This window comes from Paenibacillus sp. VMFN-D1 (assembly GCF_003386155.1).
Classification (GTDB): domain Bacteria; phylum Bacillota; class Bacilli; order Paenibacillales; family Paenibacillaceae; genus Paenibacillus_AQ; species Paenibacillus_AQ favisporus.
The window spans coordinates 870,410-893,976 of the sequence record NZ_QRDU01000001.1; the positions used below are offsets into that span (position 1 = coordinate 870,410).

At 52.5% G+C, this 23,567-nt stretch carries 25 protein-coding genes; 22 read left to right on the forward strand and 3 right to left on the reverse strand.

What is annotated here, in order from left to right; all coding sequences use genetic code 11:
• Positions 1 to 35: 35 nt before the first annotated feature.
• The 20 genes from C7820_RS04160 (at position 36) to C7820_RS04255 (ending at position 19,629) form a co-directional block, all read left to right on the forward strand.
• A complete protein-coding gene (locus tag C7820_RS04160; protein ID WP_397334091.1) occupies positions 36 to 833 on the forward strand; it encodes a TIGR01457 family HAD-type hydrolase in 798 nt (265 codons plus the stop codon).
• 73 nt (positions 834 to 906) lie between these two features.
• Entirely contained in the window at positions 907 to 1,722 is an 816-nt protein-coding gene (locus tag C7820_RS04165) for an Fpg/Nei family DNA glycosylase (protein WP_116229865.1), read from the forward strand.
• Positions 1,712 to 2,569: a deoxyribonuclease IV gene (locus C7820_RS04170; protein ID WP_116229866.1), complete on the forward strand. Its 858-nt coding sequence runs from the start codon at positions 1,712 to 1,714 to the stop codon at positions 2,567 to 2,569. The genes C7820_RS04165 and C7820_RS04170 overlap by 11 nt, the downstream gene beginning before the upstream one ends.
• A 40-nt stretch (positions 2,570 to 2,609) precedes the next feature.
• On the forward strand, positions 2,610 to 2,951 hold the full coding sequence (locus C7820_RS04175; RefSeq protein ID WP_116229867.1) for a cyclic-phosphate processing receiver domain-containing protein: 342 nt from the start codon (positions 2,610 to 2,612) through the stop codon (positions 2,949 to 2,951).
• Entirely contained in the window at positions 2,948 to 3,268 is a 321-nt protein-coding gene (locus tag C7820_RS04180; RefSeq protein WP_105442235.1) for a thioredoxin family protein, read from the forward strand. The genes C7820_RS04175 and C7820_RS04180 overlap by 4 nt, the downstream gene beginning before the upstream one ends.
• Positions 3,265 to 4,038: an ABC transporter ATP-binding protein gene (locus C7820_RS04185; protein WP_116229868.1), complete on the forward strand. Its 774-nt coding sequence runs from the start codon at positions 3,265 to 3,267 to the stop codon at positions 4,036 to 4,038. Before C7820_RS04180 ends, C7820_RS04185 begins: the two co-directional genes overlap by 4 nt.
• Before the next feature lie 7 nt (positions 4,039 to 4,045).
• Entirely contained in the window at positions 4,046 to 5,116 is a 1,071-nt protein-coding gene (locus C7820_RS04190) for an SAM-dependent methyltransferase (RefSeq protein ID WP_116229869.1), read from the forward strand.
• Positions 5,117 to 5,331: 215 nt separating this feature from the next.
• Positions 5,332 to 6,816: a serine/threonine-protein kinase gene (locus C7820_RS04195; RefSeq protein ID WP_116229870.1), complete on the forward strand. Its 1,485-nt coding sequence runs from the start codon at positions 5,332 to 5,334 to the stop codon at positions 6,814 to 6,816.
• A gap of 34 nt (positions 6,817 to 6,850) precedes the next feature.
• On the forward strand, positions 6,851 to 7,879 hold the full coding sequence (locus C7820_RS04200; RefSeq protein WP_116229871.1) for an SAF domain-containing protein: 1,029 nt from the start codon (positions 6,851 to 6,853) through the stop codon (positions 7,877 to 7,879).
• 82 nt (positions 7,880 to 7,961) lie between these two features.
• Positions 7,962 to 8,675 (forward strand): hypothetical protein, encoded by a 714-nt coding sequence (locus C7820_RS04205; RefSeq protein WP_116229872.1) that lies wholly within the window; start codon positions 7,962 to 7,964, stop codon positions 8,673 to 8,675.
• Positions 8,672 to 9,517, forward strand: a complete 846-nt coding sequence (locus C7820_RS04210; RefSeq protein ID WP_116229873.1) for a P-loop NTPase family protein — start codon at positions 8,672 to 8,674, stop codon at positions 9,515 to 9,517. Before C7820_RS04205 ends, C7820_RS04210 begins: the two co-directional genes overlap by 4 nt.
• Positions 9,518 to 11,425 carry an ATPase, T2SS/T4P/T4SS family gene (locus tag C7820_RS04215; RefSeq protein WP_116229874.1) on the forward strand — a complete coding sequence of 636 codons (1,908 nt, stop codon included), beginning with the start codon at positions 9,518 to 9,520 and terminating at the stop codon, positions 11,423 to 11,425.
• A complete protein-coding gene (locus C7820_RS04220; protein ID WP_116229875.1) occupies positions 11,415 to 13,490 on the forward strand; it encodes a hypothetical protein in 2,076 nt (691 codons plus the stop codon). Before C7820_RS04215 ends, C7820_RS04220 begins: the two co-directional genes overlap by 11 nt.
• A gap of 14 nt (positions 13,491 to 13,504) precedes the next feature.
• Positions 13,505 to 13,987: an ABC transporter permease gene (locus tag C7820_RS04225; RefSeq protein WP_116229876.1), complete on the forward strand. Its 483-nt coding sequence runs from the start codon at positions 13,505 to 13,507 to the stop codon at positions 13,985 to 13,987.
• Positions 13,988 to 14,016: 29 nt separating this feature from the next.
• Positions 14,017 to 14,430, forward strand: coding sequence for a hypothetical protein (locus C7820_RS04230; protein WP_116229877.1), 414 nt, complete (start codon positions 14,017 to 14,019; stop codon positions 14,428 to 14,430).
• Positions 14,423 to 14,977: a hypothetical protein gene (locus tag C7820_RS04235; protein WP_116229878.1), complete on the forward strand. Its 555-nt coding sequence runs from the start codon at positions 14,423 to 14,425 to the stop codon at positions 14,975 to 14,977. The genes C7820_RS04230 and C7820_RS04235 overlap by 8 nt, the downstream gene beginning before the upstream one ends.
• Positions 14,964 to 15,956: a hypothetical protein gene (locus C7820_RS04240; protein WP_116229879.1), complete on the forward strand. Its 993-nt coding sequence runs from the start codon at positions 14,964 to 14,966 to the stop codon at positions 15,954 to 15,956. The genes C7820_RS04235 and C7820_RS04240 overlap by 14 nt, the downstream gene beginning before the upstream one ends.
• 148 nt (positions 15,957 to 16,104) lie before the next feature.
• Positions 16,105 to 17,658, forward strand: a complete 1,554-nt coding sequence (locus tag C7820_RS04245) for an ABC-F family ATP-binding cassette domain-containing protein (protein ID WP_116229880.1) — start codon at positions 16,105 to 16,107, stop codon at positions 17,656 to 17,658.
• 102 nt (positions 17,659 to 17,760) lie between these two features.
• A complete protein-coding gene (locus C7820_RS04250; protein ID WP_116229881.1) occupies positions 17,761 to 18,792 on the forward strand; it encodes a thiazole biosynthesis adenylyltransferase ThiF in 1,032 nt (343 codons plus the stop codon).
• 147 nt (positions 18,793 to 18,939) lie between these two features.
• Positions 18,940 to 19,629: a response regulator transcription factor gene (locus C7820_RS04255; protein WP_116229882.1), complete on the forward strand. Its 690-nt coding sequence runs from the start codon at positions 18,940 to 18,942 to the stop codon at positions 19,627 to 19,629.
• 43 nt (positions 19,630 to 19,672) lie between these two features.
• Here C7820_RS04255 and C7820_RS04260 read toward each other — a convergent pair whose 3' ends face one another.
• The gene (locus C7820_RS04260) at positions 19,673 to 20,191 is read right to left on the reverse strand and encodes a C40 family peptidase (protein ID WP_116229883.1); all 519 of its coding nucleotides are present in this window, start codon (positions 20,189 to 20,191) and stop codon (positions 19,673 to 19,675) included.
• Between the two features lie 276 nt (positions 20,192 to 20,467).
• On the reverse strand, positions 20,468 to 21,109 hold the full coding sequence (locus C7820_RS04265) for a thiamine diphosphokinase (RefSeq protein WP_116229884.1): 642 nt from the start codon (positions 21,107 to 21,109) through the stop codon (positions 20,468 to 20,470).
• Positions 21,110 to 21,287: 178 nt separating this feature from the next.
• Here C7820_RS04265 and C7820_RS04270 point away from each other — a divergent pair, with 178 nt between their 5' ends.
• Positions 21,288 to 21,941, forward strand: a complete 654-nt coding sequence (locus tag C7820_RS04270; RefSeq protein ID WP_076171771.1) for a trimeric intracellular cation channel family protein — start codon at positions 21,288 to 21,290, stop codon at positions 21,939 to 21,941.
• A 21-nt stretch (positions 21,942 to 21,962) separates the two neighbouring features.
• Positions 21,963 to 22,427: a low molecular weight protein-tyrosine-phosphatase gene (locus C7820_RS04275; protein WP_116229885.1), complete on the forward strand. Its 465-nt coding sequence runs from the start codon at positions 21,963 to 21,965 to the stop codon at positions 22,425 to 22,427.
• 196 nt (positions 22,428 to 22,623) lie between these two features.
• On the opposite strand, the gene C7820_RS04280 is transcribed toward C7820_RS04275, so the two are convergent.
• The gene (locus C7820_RS04280) at positions 22,624 to 23,355 is read right to left on the reverse strand and encodes an alpha/beta hydrolase (RefSeq protein WP_116229886.1); all 732 of its coding nucleotides are present in this window, start codon (positions 23,353 to 23,355) and stop codon (positions 22,624 to 22,626) included.
• Positions 23,356 to 23,567 lie beyond the last annotated feature (212 nt).

Genomic DNA, 23,567 nt, shown 5'->3' on the forward strand with positions numbered 1-23,567 from the left:
CCATAAGTTTTACTAGATGAAACGAGGTATGTCCATTGAACACGCTGAGAACTACCCGCGGTCTGCTGATTGACCTGGACGGAACGTTATATCATGGGAAACATATGATACCCGGAGCGGACATTCTGATTCGAACGCTGCAATCGCGGGAAATCCCTTATTTATTCGTGACAAACAATTCTTCGAAAACGCCGGAAATGGTGGCTGCTCATTTGAACGAGATGGGTGTTCCCGCCGACAAAGAGAAGGTTTGCACCTCGTCACTGGCCGCCGCGCGGTATATCGCTGAAGAATCTCCTGGGGCCAGAGTGGCTATGCTAGGGGAAGATGGGCTTCGGCAGGCTTTGATTGAAGAAGGGCTCAAGCTCGTCGACGATGTGCCTGAATTTGTCGTGCAAGGCATCGACCGCTCTTTTACTTACGATACGCTCGCCCAGGCCGTTCGCTGGATCCGTGAAGGCGCCCGCTCTGTGCTGACCAATCCCGACCTTCTGCTTCCTTCCGATCACGGGCTCGTCCCGGGGGCCGGATCGCTTGGAGCAGCAATTGAAGCGGCTTCCGGTGTCAAACCGGTGATTATCGGGAAGCCTTCGAGCCACTTGATGAAATATGCTACGGATCGGCTGCAGCTGTCCCCGACCGAAGCCACTGTGATCGGTGATAATATGCGTACGGACATTGCGGCAGGGGCTGCCGCGGGATGTCAGACGATTTTGGTCCTGACGGGGCTGACGACGGAGAGCAACTTGCAGATGCACGTCGATGCAGCCGGCATCTCTCCGGACATCATTTGCCGTGATCTGACCGAGCTGACTCAGCTGTTGTGTCCTTGACACCTTTCAGGGGCCGTTTTATATACATTTACATGAACATCCGTGATGGATTTTGAAAGGATAGATGAACAAGATGCCGGAACTGCCGGAAATGGAAAATTACCGAAGATTGCTGTCAGAACTGATTATCAATGCTCCGATTACGAACGTGGTCGTCAACCGGGAGAAATCCATTAATGTACCCGTTGAAAGCTTCAAGGAGGAGCTGCTTGGCAAGAGAACGATTTTTGTGGAGCGGCGCGGAAAGCATCTCATTTTCCACCTGAACAACGGCCGCAGGCTGCTCCTGCATCTGATGCTGGGCGGCTTGATGTATTACGGAACCGAAGAGGATCGCCCGAAACGTTCTACCCAGATTGAAATTTCGTTTGGGGACCGGACGCTGTATTTTATCGGCCTTCGGTTGGGCCATCTTCATCTGCATTCGGCAAAAGAAGTCGATGAGCTGTTCGCTCCCCTTGGACCGGAACCGCTGGACCGCCGGATGACCCCGGAAAAGTTTGCAGGAATATTGCAGGGGCGGCGCGGATCTTTAAAATCGCTGCTGGTCAACCAGCATGTCATTGCCGGCATCGGGAACTGCTATGCGGATGAAATCGCGTATGAAGCCGGTCTTCTGCCTTCGGTGAAGGTTCAGGACTTGGCGGAAACATCGGTTGCGAGGCTGTATGCTGCCATGCAGAAAGTGCTGCGGGAAGCCCTTGAAGGCGGGGGCTATATGGATACTCCGTTTATGGTGGGGGACCAGTTAACCGGCGGCTATGACGATCAGTGCAAAGTGTATGACCGTGAAGGGGAAGCATGCTACCGCTGCGGCGGTACGATCAACAAATCCGAATTAAACGGGCGGAAGGTCTTTTATTGTCCGTCCTGCCAGCATGAGCAGTAACCAGCTGCTCATCGGCTGCCATGTCAGCACGCGCGGCGGTTATGGGAGAGCTGCCCGGAGGGCATGGGAGATCGGAGCGAGATCGTTTCAATATTTTCCGAAAAATCCCCGCAGCATGTCGATCAAAACGCTGGATGCATCTGCTGCTGCGGACTGCCTTACCTTTTGCCGGGAGCACGGCATGCCAAGCATCGCCCACACCCCGTATCCGATCAATATCGCAATCGGCGACAGCCGGGGCCGCGAGCTGTACGAGCTGACCGTCAAGTCGTTGCAGAACGATCTGATCATCGCCGAGGCTTGCGGTACGGTCGGCATCGTGGTCCATTTCGGACACTTCAAAGGACGCGATGCATTACAAGGCTACAAAAATATAATACAATGTTTAAACGAGACGCTGTCAGGCTGGCAGGGCAGCGCGAAGATTTTGCTGGAAAACCAGGCCGGCACCCCGGGCTCAATGGGCATTACGCTTGATGAGCTGGTAAACATCAGGCGGCTGAGCGATTACCCGGAGAAAATCGGCTTTTGCCTGGATACTTGCCATGCATACGCATCAGGCGTGTGGGATCCGCGGACGACGGATGCCCTCGTTGAGCGGGGCCGAGAGCTTGGATACTGGAGCGATCTGGCCGCAGTCCACCTGAACGATTCCAAATACCCGCTCGGGTCGGGAAAAGACCGCCATGAGCGGATTGGTCAGGGGTATATTGGCGAAGAAGCCTTTCAGGCGCTGCTGTCATATCCGGAATTCCATGGCAAGGCGCTCGTACTGGAGACGGACGCAGGCGAAGACGGTACGCACCGCGGCGATATCGCCAAGGTGAAAAGCTGGCCGATCGATTAGCCGTTTCGTTTTGTTTTTTTAGGGAAGGAGGGACCCGAGCGTGATCCATCTGTTTTTGGATGACTATCGCCGTTGTCCGCAAGGCTTTACCCTCGCTCGCAATGCGGAGGAATGCCTTCTGATGCTTAAGGAGTGCGAGGTTGGCATATTATCGCTTGATTTTGACCTGGGACCCGGTGAAATGACCGGCAAGGACGTGGTCAAGCATATGATTACGGACGCCTTATTCCCGCAGGAGATTTATTTGCATACGTCGAGTATGTGGGGGAAAAAGGAAATGTATGAGCTGCTCTATCATCATAAGCCGGAGCATGTCGTGCTTCATAATGGCCCAATGCCTTCGGATGTGCTTGAGCGGGTTGCGGGAGGGGAAACGCAATGAGGCATCTAAGCGAGCAGGAGCTGCTGAAGGAGCTTTGGACCAAGGGGCAGCCGCTGGCCGTCTTTTTGTATACTCCTTTCTGCGGCACGTGTAAAGCGGCCAGACGAATGCTTGAAGTGGCGGAGCACCTGCTGCCGGAGGGCATCGTGGCGGATGCGGACGTGAACATGCTGCCGCAGGTCGTTCAGCAGTATCAAATCCGCAGCGTGCCTGCGCTCCTCGTCACTGACGCGAACCGCAGTGCCAAGCCGTCCATCCGGTACAGCATGGGCTCCGTGGAGGACCTGCTGCAGGAAATTAGGGGAGTGATTTCATGATTTCGATGAAGGACGTGACGCTGAGAAGAGAGGACAACCTCATTCTTGATCATGTGTCTCTCGAAATAAAACCCGGGGAGCATTGGGCGATTCTCGGGAGAAACGGCTCGGGTAAAACGACGATGCTGGAAATGATGACGGGTTATCTTTTTCCCAGCTCGGGTACAATTGAAGTACTGGGTAACGTATATGGCGAGTGCGATGTCCGGGAAGTGCGCAAAGAAATCGGCTATATCAGCCCATCGCTGATCGAAAGGCTGTCGCTCAGCGACCCGGTTTGGGAAGTAGTGGCGACCGGAGCGTACGCTTTTTTGCGGTTTTATCAGGAGATTCCGGCGGACGTAAAAGAGAAGGCTTATAGTCTGCTGAAGGATATGCACTTGGGAGGACATGCGGAGCATCCCTTCGGCACGCTCTCTCAGGGCGAACGGAAAAAGGTACTGCTGGCACGCTGCTTGATGGCAGACCCCAAGCTGCTGATCATGGACGAGCCATGTGCTGGCCTGGACTTATATGAGCGGGAAAAGATGCTGGCCGAAGTCGACAGGCTTCGCCAGCGGAATATGACCGTGGTGTATGTGACTCACCATGTGGAAGAGATCGTGCCTCTGTTCACCCATGCGGCGCTGATCCGTGATGGCAAAATCGCTGGTTCCGGTCCAAAGCAAGAGGTGCTGACTAACGAATTGATCAAGCGGACTTACGACATTCCTGCCAAACTGGAATGGGATGAAGGACGTCCATGGATTAAAGTGATTTCTGGAGGGTAAACCCATTTTGACTGATCATAACTTATCGAATAATGAAAACAGCAAGGAATCGGCAGATTCCATCTCAAGATTTATATGCACGGCAAACCATGGCTTCGCTCCTTATGCCCAGGAAGAGCTGCGCCGCAAATTCGGGAGCCTGAAAAGCCGAGTGCTCGTGTCGGGAGAAGTGTTCCTGTTAACGCTAAATGAAGAAGCCGGCCGGGCCGTAGACATGATTATCAGCAGCCCGCCGATCTTTCTGCGTCACATCCAGCCTGTGCAGCTGGAGCAAAATGCAGAAGACATGGATCAGGCGGTCCGTGAGGTCAGCGCCTTCCTGCGGAACCGAAGGGAGCTTCATGGCGCAGCTGTGTCGCTTCAGGTTCGGAAAGCCGACGACAGCCTGTGGCAGGACAGTGCGGGCAAACTGCGCGAAACGCTGGCCGAGATGCTGAGCGACCTTGGGGCGGATTTCGTCGTGCAGGATCCGGAGTGGATCATTTCTATTTTTGCCGCCGGAAGCATGTTGTACGCCGGGGTTTCACGGCCATCCGACAACTTGTCGGACTGGAGCGGCGGAGCAATCCGCTTTCAGCGTGAGGAAGGACAGATCTCCAGAGCCAAATTCAAGCTGCTCGAAGCCGAGCAGAGCTTTGGCATCGATTTCACCGCTTTTCACAAGGCGCTTGATATCGGAGCGGCGCCTGGAGGCTGGACGTCCTTTTTGCTGGAGCGTGGTTTACAGGTTACAGCCGTGGACCCTGCTGTCATCCATGAGTCGCTGCAGGGGTATCCCGCGCTGCGGATCCTCCGGAAAAATGCCTCAGAGGTACAATTCAAGGATGAGGAATTTGATCTTCTTGTCTGCGATATGAGCTGGAGTCCGAAACAGATGGTGAAGCTGGTGAAGGAGCTGCTGCCAAGCCTGGCTGCGGGAGGAACGGCGGTTGTAACGGTGAAGCTGATGCATAAGAAACCGATGGCATTAATTGATGATGTCATTTCGTCGTTTGAGCAGGCTGAGATGCAGGTTCAGAGAGCCAAGCAGCTGTTTCACAATCGGGACGAGATCACACTTTATATGATTAAATATTAAGACCATTAAAACTATGTGCTCATTTGCTGAATTGACGAAGCGAATGGGTTTGGAAAATATTTCTTGCGAGATCCGACAATTTATTTTATACTAGTACCAAAATTAACCAAACGATAATATAGGGAAAGCATCCCGGAGTACGATTGTGGCCCAGGCCACGTCGTCATCCAGAGGGTGCTTTCCTTTTTTTGTCGTTCAGAAAGGTTGTGTATACGATGAGTCATCCTTCCAGGCTGCGTCCCGGACAAAGGATTGGAGGGAGGTATGAAGTAATCGCCAGCATTGGTGAAGGGGGCATGAGCCGGGTATACCTGGCAGCGGACCTGAAGCTTCCAGGCAAGCAGTGGGCCGTCAAGGAGACACCGTCGAGGCCTGAGCTGCTTCAGGGCTTGCAGGATGAGGCTGAGCTTCTCATCTCATTGAACCATCCCCGTCTCCCGCGAATCGTCGATTTTTTCACATCGGATGAAGAAGGGTTCGCTTATTTGGTCATGGACTTCATTCAGGGTGTCACGCTCGAGAAGTATTTTAAGGAGAACCAATACAGGCTCCCGGCTGGAACGATTCTGCAGATCGCGAATCAGCTGCTGGAAGTGCTGGAGTATCTGCATGAGCATAAACCCGCGGTCATTTTTCGCGACTTGAAGCCATCCAACATCATGCTTGCCCGCCAGCTGGAAGTCCGATTGATCGATTTTGGGATCGCCAGAAATTACAAGCAGGATCAATATCAGGACACCGTTAAGCTTGGTACGGTCGGATTTGCGGCCCCGGAGCAGTATGGATTGGGGCAAAGCGACGCAAGGTCGGACTTGTACGGCTTGGGCGCCTTGATGCTGTATTTGTCCACCGGCGGCAAATGCAGCGAATGGAAGGAAGGGGTACAGGAACTGATCCGCCCCGATATTCCGAAAGGCATGATCCCTATTATCCGCCGCTTGCTGAGCATTGAACCCGAAGACAGGTACCAATCGGCCAAGGAGGTACGCTCGGTCCTGGATTCCATCGGGATGCTGGGTACAGGACCGGTGGGACTGAAAGCGGGGAGGAAGCCGGGATTTCCGGGAACGCTGACGATCGCGGTCATGGGGGCCGGCAGCGGCACGGGGACAACCCATACGGCGATTGCCGTCGCGCATTATTTAGCCCGAAGCTACGGCAAAGTAGCCCTTGTCGAGATGAACCTGCATTCGCCGGCGTTCGGCCGGATTCAGAGAATCGCGGCCGGCAGGACAGATAACGTGCAAACGGGTGAGCGCAAGTTTGAGGTGCAGGGCGTGGATTACTGGAGGCAAACCGGGAGGGCAGACGTGATCTCCCTTCTTGGTGGAAGCTACAGCTTTGTGGTGATGGATCTGGGAGCTTATTTCGGTAATGACCGGCTGGAGGAATTTCTGCGTGCGGATATTCCCATTATTGTCGGATCGGGAGCGGAGTGGAAGCACCAGGATTTGGTCGGGCTGGTCCAGCAATTGTCCAGTCATCCGCAGCATAAGTGGATGTACTTTCTTCCGCTCGCACCGCAGGACGCTGTGCACAGGCTGCGGCGTACGCTGGGCACATCCCGGGTATTTTCCATCCCGCTACAGGTGGATCCTTTTGACCAATGCGATGAGATGGACCGGGCATTTGTCCGGATATTCCAAGGGCTGCTGCCGGTCGCGGAGCGCAGACGAAAGTTCAGGTTTGGCTTAAGCTGAGATGCGACTATGAAGGAGGGAGTAATCGGGAAGTATGTCAAAGTTAAGGCAGCGAACGAAACACTTGATTTATGCAGGCCTGGCAGGCGCTTCGGCGATGGGGCTGCTGTTTGCAGGCTATGCGGTTTGGAACACGATGGAGCACAACAAACGGGAAGGAGTGATAGAGCGCCACTACCAGCGGCAAATCGCCGATTTGGAGCAGGCTCAGCTCCAGTCGCAGAAGTCAATGGCATCCGGGTGGACCATCTCCCGCGATGTTGCTCCCGGAGAGACGATCAAGCAGGGCGATCTGATTCAGATCAAGCTTCCGCTCGAGGCTGCCCCTGGCAACCTGATCACGGACAAGGACGGAGCTGCGGGAAGGACTGCCAAGATCGAGCTGGGCAAAGGTACGCCGCTAACCGAAGCGATGCTGTATGAAGGCCAGCCGACCGCACCGGATTTAAGAAACCGGGAGATGAAGGCGGTCTCACTGCCCTCCAACCTGAGGCAAGGGGATTCCGTCGACGTACGGATCCAGTTTCCTTCCGGTCAGGACTACATCGTGTTGTCCAAGAAGAAGATAGATAAGCTTGCTTCGCCAACGATGTGGATCAAGATGAACGAGCAGGAGATCTTGTCTTTGTCGAGCGCCATGGTAGATGCCTATTTGCATGATGCCGCATTATATGCGCTCACTTACGTTGAACCGGAAATGCAGAGCAGGGCGGTCCCGACCTATCCGGTAAATAAAGCCGTGATGAAACTGATTGCAAGCGACCCTAACATCGTAAACAAAGCGGAGCAGACGCTGGCTGAGGCCGTGCGCACAGCGCTGGAGAGCGACCTTGCCCGCGCGGATGCACAATCTCCAGGGAACGGCTCATTTTCGGCGTCAGAATACTCTTCAGGGTATGGTCAGCCCTCAGGATCTTCTTCCAGCACGCCAAGCTCGTTCCAGACGGACGGTTCAAGCCCTGCCGGGGAGTCAGAGGACTCGTTTACGTTGGACCATCCGCAGCAGAACAAGCTGCTGGAACAGGCAGTGAAAGAGGGTGGGAGTTCAACGGATCAACCATAGTTAAGAGCAGCCGGAGCTGTATGTAAGCATAGCAACACGATGCGTGGATTTTTGAAGAAATCGACAGGCCAGGGGTGATGAGGTGAAGACGTGGATCTTTGCCGGAATATGCGACAAGAGCGAGCTTCTGCTCTATGTGTGCATGCTGCTTCGTGCGGCAGGGCAAAAGGTATTGCTGGTGGATGCGACCGAGAAGCATAAATATCCGCTGTATATCGGACAGCTGGACAAACCGCTGTCTGTAACGGAATTTTCCGGCTTTGATGTCGCTTCGGGTTTTGCGGATGAATTCGAACTGAGGGAACATCTAGCGTTAGTCGGGACATCGATAGAGCAATACGACGTGGTTGTGTTTGATATGGAGCAGGCGGAATTTTGCCCCCGTGATTCCTGGGAGAGCGCAGCTGCGTTGATATGGGTCAGCGATTATGAGATTTGGACGCTGGAACAGGGAAGGGATTGGTTGGAAGACCTGTTACGCGGGCATCTCGGCAGTACCCAGCAGGAATTCTATAAAGTGTACGTCCGGGCAGTGGATGATTTTTTTGACGAAGGGTACGCGGAAGGATATTTCGGCAGCCTCCCTGTGCTATGGAAGGAAGCATCTGTCGTCATCCCGTGGATCGAGACGGATTATGCCTTGAAGCTGCAGAACGATCATACCCGGAAGGTACGGATCAGACGCCTAAGCCGAATATATAAAAAAAATCTATGCCTGCTGATGAGACTTCTGACAGATATGGAACCGAAAACAATCCATCGCGCCTTACGGAGCGCAGAAAGGAGCAAAGTATGAGTACAGTAGCATTTTGGAGCCCGCTAGAGGGAGGAAGCGGAAGTTCGGCGCACGCAGCAGCGGCTGCGGCTTGCCTCGGTTTGGAATATCGCCTGCGCATCCTTCTCGGTCACGGTGGTACGGCGGGGGAACGTGTGGAAGGGGCGTTCCGAAGCAGCAGGCTGGTGCTCGACCATTCCCTCGTGTCGTTTCACGATCACGGTATGGACGCGCTGGAAAGGCTTGCGGTTAACCGGCGTTTATTCAGGGACAATTTCCGGGATTACACGATCCCAGTGCTGCCTGAGCGTCTCGACTTCATCCAGGGAAATGACCGTCGGGGAGGAACGCTGCCGGGTTATCGCGCGCAATCGGTGCAGTCCATCGTAACGATCGCCAACCAATGTTATGATCTGGTGCTGCTGGATGCCGGGTCCGGGATGGGGGCAGCCGGGGATCCGGGGGACGGGGCGATGCTGGAGCAGGCGGATTTGATCGTCGTCAGCCTGACGCAGAGCGTTCAGGGATTGGAGCACTTTTTCAGCGGGAGACACTATCCCGACCAGTTAAAGGATAAGCCGGTTATCCTTGTCCTTGGGCGCTACGACAAAGAATCCCACTGCACGCTTCACAACATTAAACGCAGGTTCGGGTATAAGGGCATTCTTCACGGAGTTCCTTACAATACGGATTTCATGGATGCGTGGAACATGCATGGTGTCATGAACTATATGCAGCGCAGCCGCAATCTAAACGAGCGGCACCCATCGGCACACTTCTACGGCAGCATCAGGCAGCTGGCCAAAGACCTGATGAATAGGCTTGAAATACCCGCTTTGAAGATGGTGGGAAGGGGAGCTTGAATGTTTTCCGGACCGCTGTTCAACATTTTGTTTATGGCAATCATTCTATTATTTGCAGCTCTTTTCATTTACTTGAGATGGCTTGATCTGCGCAAACGGCCCCCTGTAGCCGGGACAACCGGCGTTGAATTTACGATCGAAGCGATGACATCCTTCGTCAAACAGACCCTTCATGAGCTGACCCACAGTCAGCTAACCGACCTGGGACTGCATGAAGAAGAATACAAGCGCAGGCTGAATCAGCGCAGCGAGCTGCGCAAAGCGCTTAAGAACTGCATTTCCGGAGATGTTCATGAAAAGCAATATGTGAAGCAATTTATGGCCGATTTGCTGGTCAAAAGTTATGGCGTGACGGAGGGCAACATAGACCAGGCGATTCCGTTTGCGAATCCGAGGCTTTTAAACATACAGGATCAATTCGAAATTATCTTTTATTTATACAAACTGCAGTATGGCCAGGACGCGCTGTCGATGATGCTCGAACTGCACGGTTTAGCCGAACTGCGCGTGCTTCCTGGTTATGGCGATGAGCCAGTTTATGCTGTAACCGCCAGCGATGTGGAACAAATGTATGCCAATGAATCCCGAAGCCTGACGTTTTCGGAGAAGCTGGAGATTGTCGTTCAGCGTATTTACCAGCAGTTTAAAGGGTTTTCGGTCATCGATGAGCTCAGGGATCAGCGGATTGACGGCGTCAGCGGCGGTGTGAGCGGTATTTTGGCTGACGAGTCATTCGCCGCCTCCTATGGACTGGACCCGCTGCGTATGCTGCAAGCTTCGGTTCAGCCGGATCGTAAAGCCAGAATGACGGAAAGCGTGTGGATATTTTACAGGGGCAAAACGATTCATATGGCCTGTCTGTCCTTCGGGACAGAGCTTGAGCTGAAGCGTGTCTGCCAGAACATTTATAAATACAATCACCCCGGCCAGCTGTCGGAAGCAAACGGCTACAAAGTAAACGAAATGAAGGACGGGTCGCGCGTCGTGGTGGTCAGGCCGCCGTTTTCGGAGTCATGGGCTTTTTTCGTCCGCAAGTTTGACATCCGCAGCGCAACGCTGGAGCAGCTGGTCACCGGGGACAACGCCCAGCTTCCGATCCAAATGCTGCGCTATCTCATGAAAGGGAGCAGAATTACGGCCATCACGGGGGCCCAGGGCTCGGGTAAAACGACGCTGCTGATGGCGATGATCGAGCATATCTACCCGACCTATACACTCCGGGTGCAGGAAATGGCGTTCGAGCTCCACCTCCGGAAGATTTACAGCCGCAGAAACATTTTATCGTTCCGGGAGACGGATCGCATTACCGGACAGGAAGGATTGGACCTTCAGAAAAAGACGGACGGCACGGTCAATATATTGGGCGAGGTGGCCAGCGACGGGGTTTCCTCCTGGATGATCCAAATGTCCCAGGTCGCCAGCTTGTTTACCGTATTTACGCATCACGCCAAGACGTTCCGCGATTTGATCTTCTCCCTGCGGAATTCCCTGCTGAAGAGCGGAGTGTTTCACCATGAAGCCGTTGCTGAACAGCAGGTGGTTCAAGTCATCAACTTTGACATTCATCTGAAACGGGATGCTGCCGGCAGACGGTACATCGAACGGATTACCGAATGCATCCCAAAGGAGAAGGAGCCGCTGGGCATGATTGAAGATGGCACCCACGGGAGTGTCAGGAAGATGCTAGGCCAATTCATGCAACTGCAGGCGGAATATTACCGCCGCGTTCATGACCAGAGCTCCTTTTCCTCCCGGAATATCATCGAGTTTCGCGACGGAGGATATGTAGCCGCAGAACCCATTTCCGAGAGGAACATCAGGGAAATGGCCGAGCAGATGAGCGTGGAAGATGCGGTCATGTTCAAGGAATTTGCTCAGACGAATTGGGGGAATGGATATGGGAGTTAGGCGTCTGCTGTTCCTGGTCCTGATCATTTCTCTTGCGTTGTTTGCGGTGGTCTATGCCGTCATAATGTGGCTGAATAACAGATCGCGGCGGAACCGGCTGGAGCTGCTGAGCGATCCTGCCCCTCCGAAGGATGAATGGATGCTGCGCAAACGATGGCAGCAATTTCTTCAAACCGCTTATATCGTAGGTTTTTCTGCACCGCTTCTATCAGCCTATATCCGAAAAGTAAGGAAACGGGTAAGCAGCGTTCATGCGTATGAGGAATTTTATCTGCGCCATGAGGTCATGAAGGTTACGCTTTCCATACTGGGGACACTGGGCATTTCAGTTGTGGTGCTGTTTCTGCTAAACCCCAGCTTAAGTTTCCTTCTGCTGGTTCTGCTTACTGCGGTGGTGATCAACAGCCTGTTGATCGACATGGTGGTTAACCGGCTGGAGCGGCGGCTGCTCGTCCAAATGCTTGATCTGTTCTCGGACATCCGCCACCGGTATCACCAGCACGGGATGGTGGATGAAGCGCTGCAGGAGGCGGCTGAATCGGCAGAGGACGAGGCAGGCCTTCATACCCGAAAAATTGCCGAGGCGCTGATCAGCAACAACCCTTCTGAAGAATTGGAGAAGTACTATGAAGCTGCACCCAACCGTTTTCTAAAAGCATTTGCCGGCATTTCTTACATGATCATGGAGTTTGGCGACAAGGTGAAGGAGCAGGGCTCCATCTATTTGCAGGGACTTAGCGGGCTGACGAAGGAAATCCATCTGGAAATTTTGCGGCGAAGCAAGCTCGATTATCTGTTAAAAGGCCTCAACGTGATCGCGTTAGTTCCTCTGTTTTTTACCAAGCCGATCGAGCGATGGGCCAGAAGCAGCTTTCCGGCGATGGATGAATTTTATATGAGCAAGCTTGGGTATGCGGCCAAAATTCTCATTTATATCGTGATTATCCTTTCGTTTGTTTTACTGCAAAAGCTTCAACAGAATGATGAAACTACATACCGGGCGGGAAGAAACAGCCGCCCATGGGAGAAAGCAATATCGCGTGTTCCGTTATTCCGGGTAATGGCCGCATGGGCCGCCCCCCATCCGGGAAGCGCTGATTATTCCAAAGTGGTCCGCTTGATGAAGGAAACCGGAACCGAGCTGACCTATGAATGGTTTTACATCCGGCGGGTCGTCTACAGCCTCATTGTGTTTGCGGTTACGCTGACGATGACATTGTATCTTCATCAGATGTCCAGGCATCACATCATGTACGATCCGGTGGTTCAGGACAGCTTTTTCGGGCAGACGACCATCACCCAGCAAGAGGAAGGCAAGCGTCTCAGCAGCCGGGACCTAGAGGTCATGAGAAGGGTGAACATGTCGCCGGAAGCTACCTATGCGGAGATTGCCGAACAGCTGCAGCAGGCTGACAGCAAAGGTCTCGGCAAGGACGAGCTTGTAGACTCGGCTAACCGGATCCTCGGCAAGCTTCAGGCTTATCACAACGAGTATTTTAAATGGTGGGAGCTGGTGTTGTGCCTCTTCGCCGGCATGCTTGGATACGAATGGCCTTTCTGGCTGCTTCTGTTCCAGAGAAAGCTTCGCTATATGGACATGCGGCATGAAGTCTACCAGTACCAGACCGTCATTTCGATGCTGAGGGAGATGGACCGGATTTCGGTGGAGGAAATTTTGGAGTGGATGGACCGTTTTGCCGTCATATTTAAAATTCCGATTCAAAAGTGCCTCATCCATTATGACCACGGCGGGGAAATGGCTCTCCAGCAATTGAAGGAGGAGGTGCGGTTCACCGAGTTTCAAAGAATCGTGGACAAGCTGCTTCTTTCCGTGGAGAAAATACCGATCAGCCAGGCTTTCGACGATTTGGAAGGTGAGATGTCCTTCTATTTTGAGCAGCGAAAACAGGATTATGAGCGGATCATTGATACAAAAGCGGGTCTTGGCAGGCTGATCGGCTTTGCGCCCATGTACTCCTTGATTTTCATCTATTTGGTCATCCCGCTGATTGCGATAAGCTTCATGCAGATGAACATCTATTACGAGCAAATTCAAAAAATATAAGGAGATGTAAACCTATGAACAACGCGTCCAGTGCATTAAAAGTAGCCGCAGGCATCTTTCTGACGATCGCCCTCATTACGATTGTCGTCATTCTGTTTATATCGGCGCAGGAAGCTACAAAAACCGCGCAAAACAATTTCTCGGACATCCAGACCGAGCTGTCCCAGGCTTCGTTTACGGTTTATGACGGAACAAGCATCAGTGGTTCCCAGGTGACAAATGCACTGCGAAAGTTCAAGGATAAGGACCAATTCGGCATTTTGGTGAAAACGGGCAAAAACAGGCAGGGGCAGTGGTACGGCAATCAGCTCAACATCAGCGCCGATATTGCGAGCGACAATTACGGCTCGGTGATCAATACAGGGCAGCGTGTAGGAAACTTGACGCAAACCGCCAACGAGTCCAGCAATGAGTATGTCAATCCGAGCGGAAAGTTTAAGGCAAGCATCGTGAAGGACAGCTCCAATGTAGTACGGGGACTTATATTTGAGCAGTAGGCAGGGACGGTGAAGGAGTGGCTTAGGTTATGAATCAGCATGCAGAAAGCATGATTTCCGTCAGTTTAGCCTTCATTTTGTTTATCAGCGCCTGCATCTTCGCTCTAGGCTTAACCGGAGAACTGAACCGTACCGTGAACGGGGCAGGGAGCGCCGCCCAAGGACAGTTGAGAAGCGTACAGTCCGTTATGGAAGCATCGCATGAGGATTGGGTAAGCGGCTCTCAAGTTGTGTTCAGTATGATGGGGCTTAACGATCCGGGTGTCCGGATTTCGGTAGACGGTGCAATTGTTCCCGGAGGTCCATGGGAGGATGGGTTTGATTTCTCAATGATCGAGACCGCCGCGCTCTACTCCGTTGCTTATGAGTGGGACGGCTCCGGCGTCCTGACCGGCATCCATTTTGCGAAGTCGGAGAAAAGGGAGAAGACCAGCCATGAGTAACGCCATCTCGAAGTTTGCGGCGGTGCTGCTGGCCGTGGTCGTCATGTATATTTATCCGGCAGCGGAAGCTTCGCAGCGGCAGGACGACCTTTCCCGCATCGTCGTTTATAATGCAGTGACGCAGTTCGTGGATGCCGTAAGGAACAAGGGCTATATCAGTCCGGTGATGTATGAGCAATTTCTGGAAGAAATTCAGGCGACGGGCAACGAGTTCGACGTGCAGATGGAGCATCTTCACAAGAAATATCATCCGGAATATACCGACGCGGCTGACCCGGGTACGTTTCAAAACAAGTTCAGCACCGTTTATGACGGATATTACACCTCTGACATTATGGATCATATATTTCCCAACACTACGGTTCCCAAAGACGATGAATCGAGAGTCTACAAGCTCATGGTCGGAGACTTTTTTAAAGTTACGGTCAAAAATGTGAACCGGACGGCGGGAACGGTGATGTTCGATTTCGTTACAGGGGCACTGACCGGTGAGGCCGCAGTGATCGCTTTTCCGTATGGAGGCATGGTACTTAATGAAGATTACTGATTTTTGCCTCGTATTCATCGTCATATTCTTTCCGGTCTTTTTGATCGTGGGTTACCACGTTCAGGATCAGCGGAATGTTCGTTTTACCGAGCTGAAGTACGTTACAGCCTTGAGAACAGCCGTTCAGGACGCGGGGAGCATGCTGAACGTCAATGAGCGGCAGGAGTTTGAGTCAGGCTACGGCTCGGCGAAATTTTTTAAAGCGGATAAGGAGCAGGCCCTTGATACGTTTTACCATACACTGTATGCCAATTTGGGGATCGAAGAGGATGCGGCTGCGCAGCAGGTGCTGGACCGTTACATTCCGGCCGTAGTTGTGATTGATTATGACGGATACTGGGTGTACGCGGAGGAGGAATATAAGGGAGCTGACGGCATGGCATATGCCAAGCATCTATGGCTTCCGAAAAAGCCGTATAGTTACAGCGACCGGGCAGGCAATCTGGTCCATTTTACGCTCGATAATGTCGTAGAAGCTTATCAAGCCGGCTCGGGCACATGGATCAAGGGACTTCAAAGGGAGCTCGGACCGACTGCGTCCATTCCTTTGCTGCAAGATGGGGTCCGGTATGAGCAGGTAAGAAGAACGACTATCGTTCAGGCGATCGAGGACGACCTGGCCAATGTCATTAACAGGCATAATGAAAAGGCAGTCCGAAACGGCACATCGTACGTGTTTACGCTTCCGCTCATTTCGCAGGAGGAGTGGAATAACTCGATCGACGATATCGGCATCTTGGCGTTTATCCAAGGCATCCCTATCGGCGAACAAGCATTGAACAATTACGCACTGGGCAGCGGGAGATTGGTCAAGTCGACCGTGATCAAGGCGGGGGTGGATCACCGAACAGGTATCCGTTATTATTCCAGAGGTGATTGTGCCGATGATTTGGACGCTGCGGAGACCTTTACGAGCGCCAAAGAAGCGGCTGCAAACGGCTATTTTGAGAAACCGTGCACACGGGCTTTCGAGCCGTAATGATTTCTACAAATAAGAAACAATGATTTCGTGGATTTCTGTTTTACGGCCGGCTCCTTCTTATGATAAAATGATGACTTGAATGTCATTTCAATGACTTGATGCTAAAAATGAATTTTTATCATAGATAGGAGCGCAAAAAGCAGCTATGAGCTTATTGACAGTCGAAAACGTCTCCCACAATTTCGGGGAACGCACGTTGTTTAAAAACGTATCCTTCCGCCTCCTGGCCGGCGAACATGTAGGTCTCGTCGGTGCCAACGGTGTCGGAAAGTCAACCTTGATGAATATTTTGACGGGGCAGCTGTTGAAGGACAGCGGCAAGGTGGAATGGACGCCGAAGATCCGCTACGGCTATCTGGACCAGCATACGAAGCTGACGCCGGGCAAGACGATCCGCGATGTGCTTAAGGATGCCTTCCTGCCGCTGCTCGAGCTGGAAAAAGAGATGATGGAGATCACCGAGAAAATGGCCGATGCGTCTCCCGAAGAGCTGGAGCTGCTGCTTGAGCAGATGGGCGATATTCAGGAACAACTGGATATCGGCGATTTCTACATGCTCGACGTTAAAGTGGAAGAGATGGCAAACGGTCTTGGCCTTAATGCGATTGGGCTGGACCGGGACGTGGCCGCCCTCAGCGGTGGTCAGCGCACTAAGGTGCTGCTGGCCAAGCTGCTGCTCGAGAAACCGACCGTTCTTCTTCTCGACGAGCCTACCAACTATTTGGACGTGGAGCATATCGAGTGGCTGACCCAGTATCTGAAAGATTATCCGCATGCCTTTATCTTGATCTCCCACGATACGGAATTCATGAACCAGGTCGTTGATGTGATTTACCATCTGGAATTCGCTAAACTGACCCGGTACTCGGCCAATTACGAGAAGTTTTTGGAGATGGCGGATATTTCAAAAAATCAGCATATCGACGCCTATGAGAAGCAGCAGGAATTTATCAAGAAGCAGGAAGACTTTATCCAGCGGAATAAGGCGCGTTATTCGACCTCCGGCCGGGCGAAGAGCCGTGAGAAGCAGCTGGAGCGCATCGAGCGGATCGATCGTCCGGAAGAAGCGGCCAAGCCGGTGTTTAACTTTAAAGAGGCACGGGCTAGCGGCAAGACGGTGTTTGAAGGGATCGATTTCGAGATCGGTTATACCCACGCCCTGCTTCCCAAAATGAGCATGACGATTGAGCGCGGAGAAAAGATCGCTATCGTCGGCTGCAACGGCGTCGGCAAATCGACGCTCCTGAAGACGATCATGGGTAAAATCCCGCCGATCAGCGGCAAAACGTACCTTGGCGATTTTCTCTATCCGGCCTACTTTGAGCAGGAGGTCCGCCCCGGCAACATCACGCCGATTGACGACGTATGGAATGAGTTCTCGTCTTTGAACCAGCACGAAGTGCGTGCTCACTTGGCCCGCTGCGGCCTGAAGAACGAGCACATTACGCGTCCGCTCAATATGCTCAGCGGCGGCGAGCAGGCGAAGGTGCGTCTGTGCAAGCTGATGATGCGTGAAGCGAACTGGATCCTCTTTGACGAGCCGACAAACCATCTCGACGTCGTAGCCAAAGCCGAGCTGAAGCGCGCCCTTCAAGAATTTAAGGGGACGGTGCTGCTCGTTTCCCACGAACCGGATTTTTATGAAGATTGGGTCACCAAAATTTGGAACGTAGAAGAGTGGTCCGCGCAGCGGGCTTAACTGCCTTGTAAATATTGAGCACTCGCAACAAACAATAACCAAAAGCATATCATAGCCGCTTTCCCTCGGGATGGCGGCTTTTTATGAAAGGAACGATGAGCGATGCAATATACAGAAGACCGTTACTCCCGGCAGGAGCGGTTTGCCCCTTTGGGCAGGGAAGGCCAGCAGAGGCTGGCAGGCAGCCACGTTCTCATTATCGGCGCGGGGGCGCTCGGCACTTCGATTGCCGAGACGCTGGCCCGTTCCGGGGTTGGGCATCTGACGATCGCCGACAGGGACTACGTGGAATGGAGCAATCTTCAGCGGCAGCAGCTGTTTTCCGAGGAAGACGCCCGGCGGCGGCTGCCGAAGGCGGTAGCAGCCAAGCAGCGCCTGGAGGCGATCAATTCGGAAATTGTCATCGACAGCCACATTATGGACGTGCGCGTCGATGAGCTGGAGGAGCTGGTCCGCGGAGTGGATCTGATCATGGACGGTACCGATAACTTCGATACCCGTCTACTGATCAACGATCTCGCCCACAAGCATGACCTTCCCTGGATATATGGGGGCTGTGTCGGCAGCTATGGCATCACCTACACCATTCTTCCCGGCAAGACGCCCTGTCTGAACTGCTTGCTGGGCACAGTCCCGCTCGGTGGAGACACCTGCGATACAGCCGGCATCATTCCACAAGCCGTGCAGATGGTAACGGCCCACCAGACCACGGAGGCTATGAAGCTGTTGAGCGGGCATCCTGAGGCGCTATCGAACAAACTGGTGTCTTTTGACCTGTGGCGCAACGAGTGGATCACGATCGGCGTAGACCATGCGAAAATGGAGGATTGCCCGACCTGTGGACATCAGCGGACATACCCCTACCTGTCAGCCTCAAATTTGGAGAAAACCGACGTGCTCTGCGGGCGCGACACCGTCCAGATCCGTCCCGGAAGCAAGCGTTCCCTAGATTTGGCGGAAACGGCTGACCGGCTGACCAAGCTCGGAGAGGGCATCGTCGACGCCAACCCTTTTCTGGTCTCGTATCAATTGGAATCGAAGCGGATGGTTATTTTTGCCGATGGGAGGGTGCTGGTGCACGGCACCAAGGATATTCCCGAGGCCAGGTCGCTGTATCATCGATATTTTGGGTAAAAGGCATCATTTTCAAATTCAAACCATTCCGTGCTGCGGAATGGTTTTTTATTTTGTGGCCACCATAAAGGGAAACAATCGGCGTGCACGCCGGAGCAAGCGGTACTGACCGCACGTCATCATTACTAAAAAAGTCGGTGGGCTGACATGCACGAAAGCATCCTGGCATTAGGACTGGCGAGGGACAGTGAGGTCGTTGACGCTCTTCTGGAAGAGCGGTTCGAACTATATATTGCCGGGGACGAAGAAGAAGCTGCTCAATACGCGCGCAGCCATCCGGTCGACCTGCTGCTCATGGATTTGACCGATTCCGCTGTGCCTTTAACCCGGCTCATTCGCACCGTCCTGCGTGAGCAGAAGGGCCGGCGGTTCCCCACCGTCGTTTTGACGCCGTCCGATATGGACCAGCCAGTGTCCAAGCTTTTCCGTGCAGGCGCAAACGACGTGCTGAAGAAGCCTGCCGACACCGACGAACTTCTGGCCCGGATCCGCAATTTGCTGTCGCTGTTCGGGCTGATTGAAGAGCAGTACGGACAGACGGTCACGATTGCCGACCTGGACATCGACCCCAAGAGCCGGACAGTAACGCGCGGTGGAATCCCTATTGAACTGACCGCAAAAGAATATGACCTGCTGCTATACCTGGCCAGGCACGTCAACCAAGTGTGCAGCCGCGAGGACATCTTAAAGTATGTATGGGAATTCGAATTTCATATGGTGACCAATGTCGTGGATGTATATATCCGGCATTTGAGGAAAAAGGTTGACCGCGGATTTAAGAAAAAACTGATTCACACCGTGCGCGGAGTGGGTTATATAATAAAAGAAGGCCAATAGTCCTACTGGACTACCAGCCTTCCACGTTGATGTCTATTATAACCTACAGTACGCGGCGTGCTTTGAGATAAGTTCTCTTCCAGTTGCCGGAGTTCAGATTGGAGATCGTTACGCCGGGAGAACCGTACGTGTGCAGGATTTTACCGTTGCCGGCATACACCGCCACGTGAGTTACGTTATGTCCGTTGGCTCTGCTGCCGCTGGAGAAGAACACAAGATCGCCGGGCTTCAGGTTTGCTTTCGATACGGCTTTTCCGACTTTGGATTGCGCCACAGAAGTACGCGGCAGGTTTACGCCGTACTTCTTAAAGATATGCTTCATAAAAGAAGAGCAGTCAAAATTTCTTGTTGTGCTGGTCGAAGCGCCGAACTTGTATGGAGTACCCATATATTGTTTACCGTAATTTACGACTTTTTGTCCAGTCGTTGTCGATGTCGTTGCAACTTGAGTATTAGCGGCAGAGGCTTCCGTTACCTGTGCGCTCGTTGCGATCATTCCACCAAATCCTATAGATGCACATAACCCTACGGTTACTAATTTTTGGATCATTTGTTTGTTCATGTTGTATTACCTCCAAATTTCGTTTTCTTTCAGGCTCGTCTCCGAGTATAACAGCTTTGTAACAGCCTAAATTCTGGATGTGGTGTAACAAAACGTTGGGGCTGTAAGAGAAATGGGCTTTTATTAAAAAACGATTAAAAGTTACAAAAAATTAAGAAATACATATACCTACCTTTGAAGCAAATAAAAAACCCTTGATGTATCAAGGGTTTTCATTGTTTTTTGCAATTTTCATTTCGGTTACAAAATTGTTGTCAAAGCAAAGCTGCGGCTGTCTTAATCATTGCTTTGGATGACAAGCAGGAGCCCGCCTTCCACATTGATTGTGCCTTGGGAACCGGTTAATTGGTTGCTGATGCCGAGGGATTCTCCCATTTTAAGCGTGGCGTTGTCCAAGGGGTACTGGAATCCTGTTAATGTAATTCCGGTCACTTCGGGGGTCATAGGCAGCAGGGAAACATACTTGTACCCTCTATCCTGGACCTCAATGGAAGAGCCGGTAAGTGTCATATAATTGTTACGGTCCAGCAGAGCGCAGGAGATGTGGTGCTGCAAAACCCGGTTCATCATCTGGATATTGGCTAACGTGTGGTCGAGCCTCGATCCTGTAACCCCCATCAGCAAAATGATATCCGGCTGTTCTTTTATGGCAAGGTCCAGCGCAAGCTCCGTATCGGTCAAATCCTTGTCGATGGGATCGCAATCAATGAGCTGCTTGCTGCCGCTTCTAACCTTCTGCAAATCTGCCGGAGATATGGAGTCAAAATCGCCTACAGCCAGATCAGGCTTATAATTGTTTTCTATTAAAAATAACGCTCCCCGGTCGGCACCGATCAAAAAGTCGGAAGGCCTGATTTCCTTCAAATACTGCTTGTGCAGATCGCCTCCGGAAAAGATCAATACCCGTTTCTGTTCCATCCTGTTTACCTCCGATTGTCGCATTGACGGCTCTTGGCAAGCCCTTTAATTCGCTGTTTATCGAAAGGGCTTGGAAGTTATTCTAGTATAAATCAGAATAGATGGTTGCACAATTCGGCCGGCAGCGGCTACAATGGATGACAGCATATGTTAGGGAGAGGTCAGAAAGAAAGTGGACATGCACGTTTTTGAACTATTCAGCATGATCGGAACCATTGCTTTCGCCATGTCCGGTGCGCTCGTTGCCATGGAGGAAGAGTACGACATTTTGGGGATCTTGGTTCTCGGCCTGGTGACTGCCTTCGGGGGCGGGGTCATCCGCAATGTGCTGATCGGAGTGCCGGTGACGACGCTCTGGAGCCAGGGACTGCTGATCAAATTGGCGATCGTGGCGGTGATCGTCGCTTTCCTGCTGCCTGTAAACTGGATCAGGCATTGGAAGAGAGCGGAGGCGCTGCTGGATGCGGTGGGATTGTCAGCCTTCGCGATCCAAGGCGCATTGTATGCGGCCAACATGCATCATCCGCTAAGCGCGGTCGTTGTTGCCGCCGTGTTGACGGGCATTGGGGGAGGAATTATCCGGGACCTGCTCGCCGGAAGGAAGCCGCTTGTGCTTCGAGATGAAATCTATGCCGTGTGGGCGATGCTGGCCGGGGTAGCCATCGGACTGCATTGGATCCAGACTACACTGGAAGTGATCGTTTTGTTTGCGGCGGTGGTGGTGTTCCGGATGCTGTCTGTTTTTTATAAATGGAAGCTCCCGCGGCGTTCGCTGCAGCCATCTGCCCTACAGCCCGTCATCCGCGACGAACGGCACAAGGAATCAGCATAAAGCTAGGAGGACGAGACTTACATGATTTCCGTTTTATTTGTTTGTTTGGGCAACATTTGCCGCTCACCGATGGCTGAGGCCATCTTGAGACATAAAGTGGGCGAGGCAGGGCTGGAAGGAAAGATCAGCGTGGATTCTGCAGGCACGGGAGACTGGCACCTTGGCAAGATTCCGCATGAAGGAACCCGGCGGATGCTGGATCAGTACAAGATCAGTTATGCGGGAATGAAGGCGAGACAGGTCGCGAGCAGCGATTTCGAAACCTTCGACTATATCGTCTGCATGGATGACAGCAACGCGGCGAACCTGCGCAAGCTTCCGGGGGGAGAACAGGCGACCGTCCTGAAGTTCATGGACCTGCTGCCGGATCATGAGCTTCGCGAAGTGCCGGACCCTTATTATACAGGGAATTTCGAACAGGTTTACGAATTGATGGACGCGGGCTGCCAGGTACTTTTGGACAAAATATGCCAAGAAAAGCTATAATAGATAAGACACGCCCGAACGAGGCAATGATCAAAAAGGAAAGCGGCAGGCGCACTGCCGTTTTTTCAGGCTGGAATTGAAAGCGTAACCACTTGCGGGGATAAAAAAAGGTGAACGTCGGCTGAGCTGTGGCTGCTGCATTAGCATTCATACCGGAACATGTTCACCTTTGTGCTGTTCAATAGAGGGTAATGGGTCAGGCGCGAAGAAAATAGAGCAGTGCATCCGGCAGTTCTTTTTGCCAGAAGCCCCAAATATGCTTGCCGTCTTTCTCGGTATAATGAACGGTTGCGCCGCGGTCCAACAGCAGCTCTTTCATGCTTCGGTTAATCTCGACGAAGTTGTAGACTCCGAGGTCGCTCTCGAAATGGGTTTCCTGCAGGCCGACGATCATGTAGATATCGAGCCAGGACAAGTCATCGCTTTCGGCTACGATTTCCTGGGTGTCCGTATAGTAAGCGCCGGACAAGCTGATAATCCGGTGAAACATCTGCGGATAGTTCATAGCCAGGTGGAGCGAAACGCATCCTCCCAGTGAGTCGCCGGCCAGCACGCGCTGCCCGGGGTCTTGCCGCACGGGATATTTTTGCTCGATGAAGGGAATAATTTCTTCGGCAAAGCACCGGGTATAGGCCTCGAACCGGCTGCCGAACGGCGCATATTCTTCGGTTCGCACGGAGGTGTCGACCTCGACGCCTACGACGATGAAGGGTTCGGCGAGATCGTCCAGAATCAGCTGATTGGCGATGGTCGCGATCCGGCCGAAATTAAAAAATTCCTCGCCATCCTGGCAGTAGACGACCGGATAGCTGACGACCTCGTGGTAACCGGGCGGCAGATATACGCGCAGGTTACGGCTTTCATTCAAAAAGCGGCTCTCCAGTTGTTCCTTGTGAATGGTTCGTTTCAAGTATTTTGAATCCGTCATTCATGATCACCTTTCGTGCGGTTAATTTTTGCAATCGGGAAAACAATAAGTTACTATAACCCATGTTTGCCGATTTTGTACCTGTTTCCGTCAAAGCACTCTGTCTGTTATACAAAATATATTCGCCTGTTATACATACAAAGCGCAAATATCTTGAAATTTAATCCGCAATAGCTTTGACGAAACGAATAAAACAGGTGTATAATAATTCT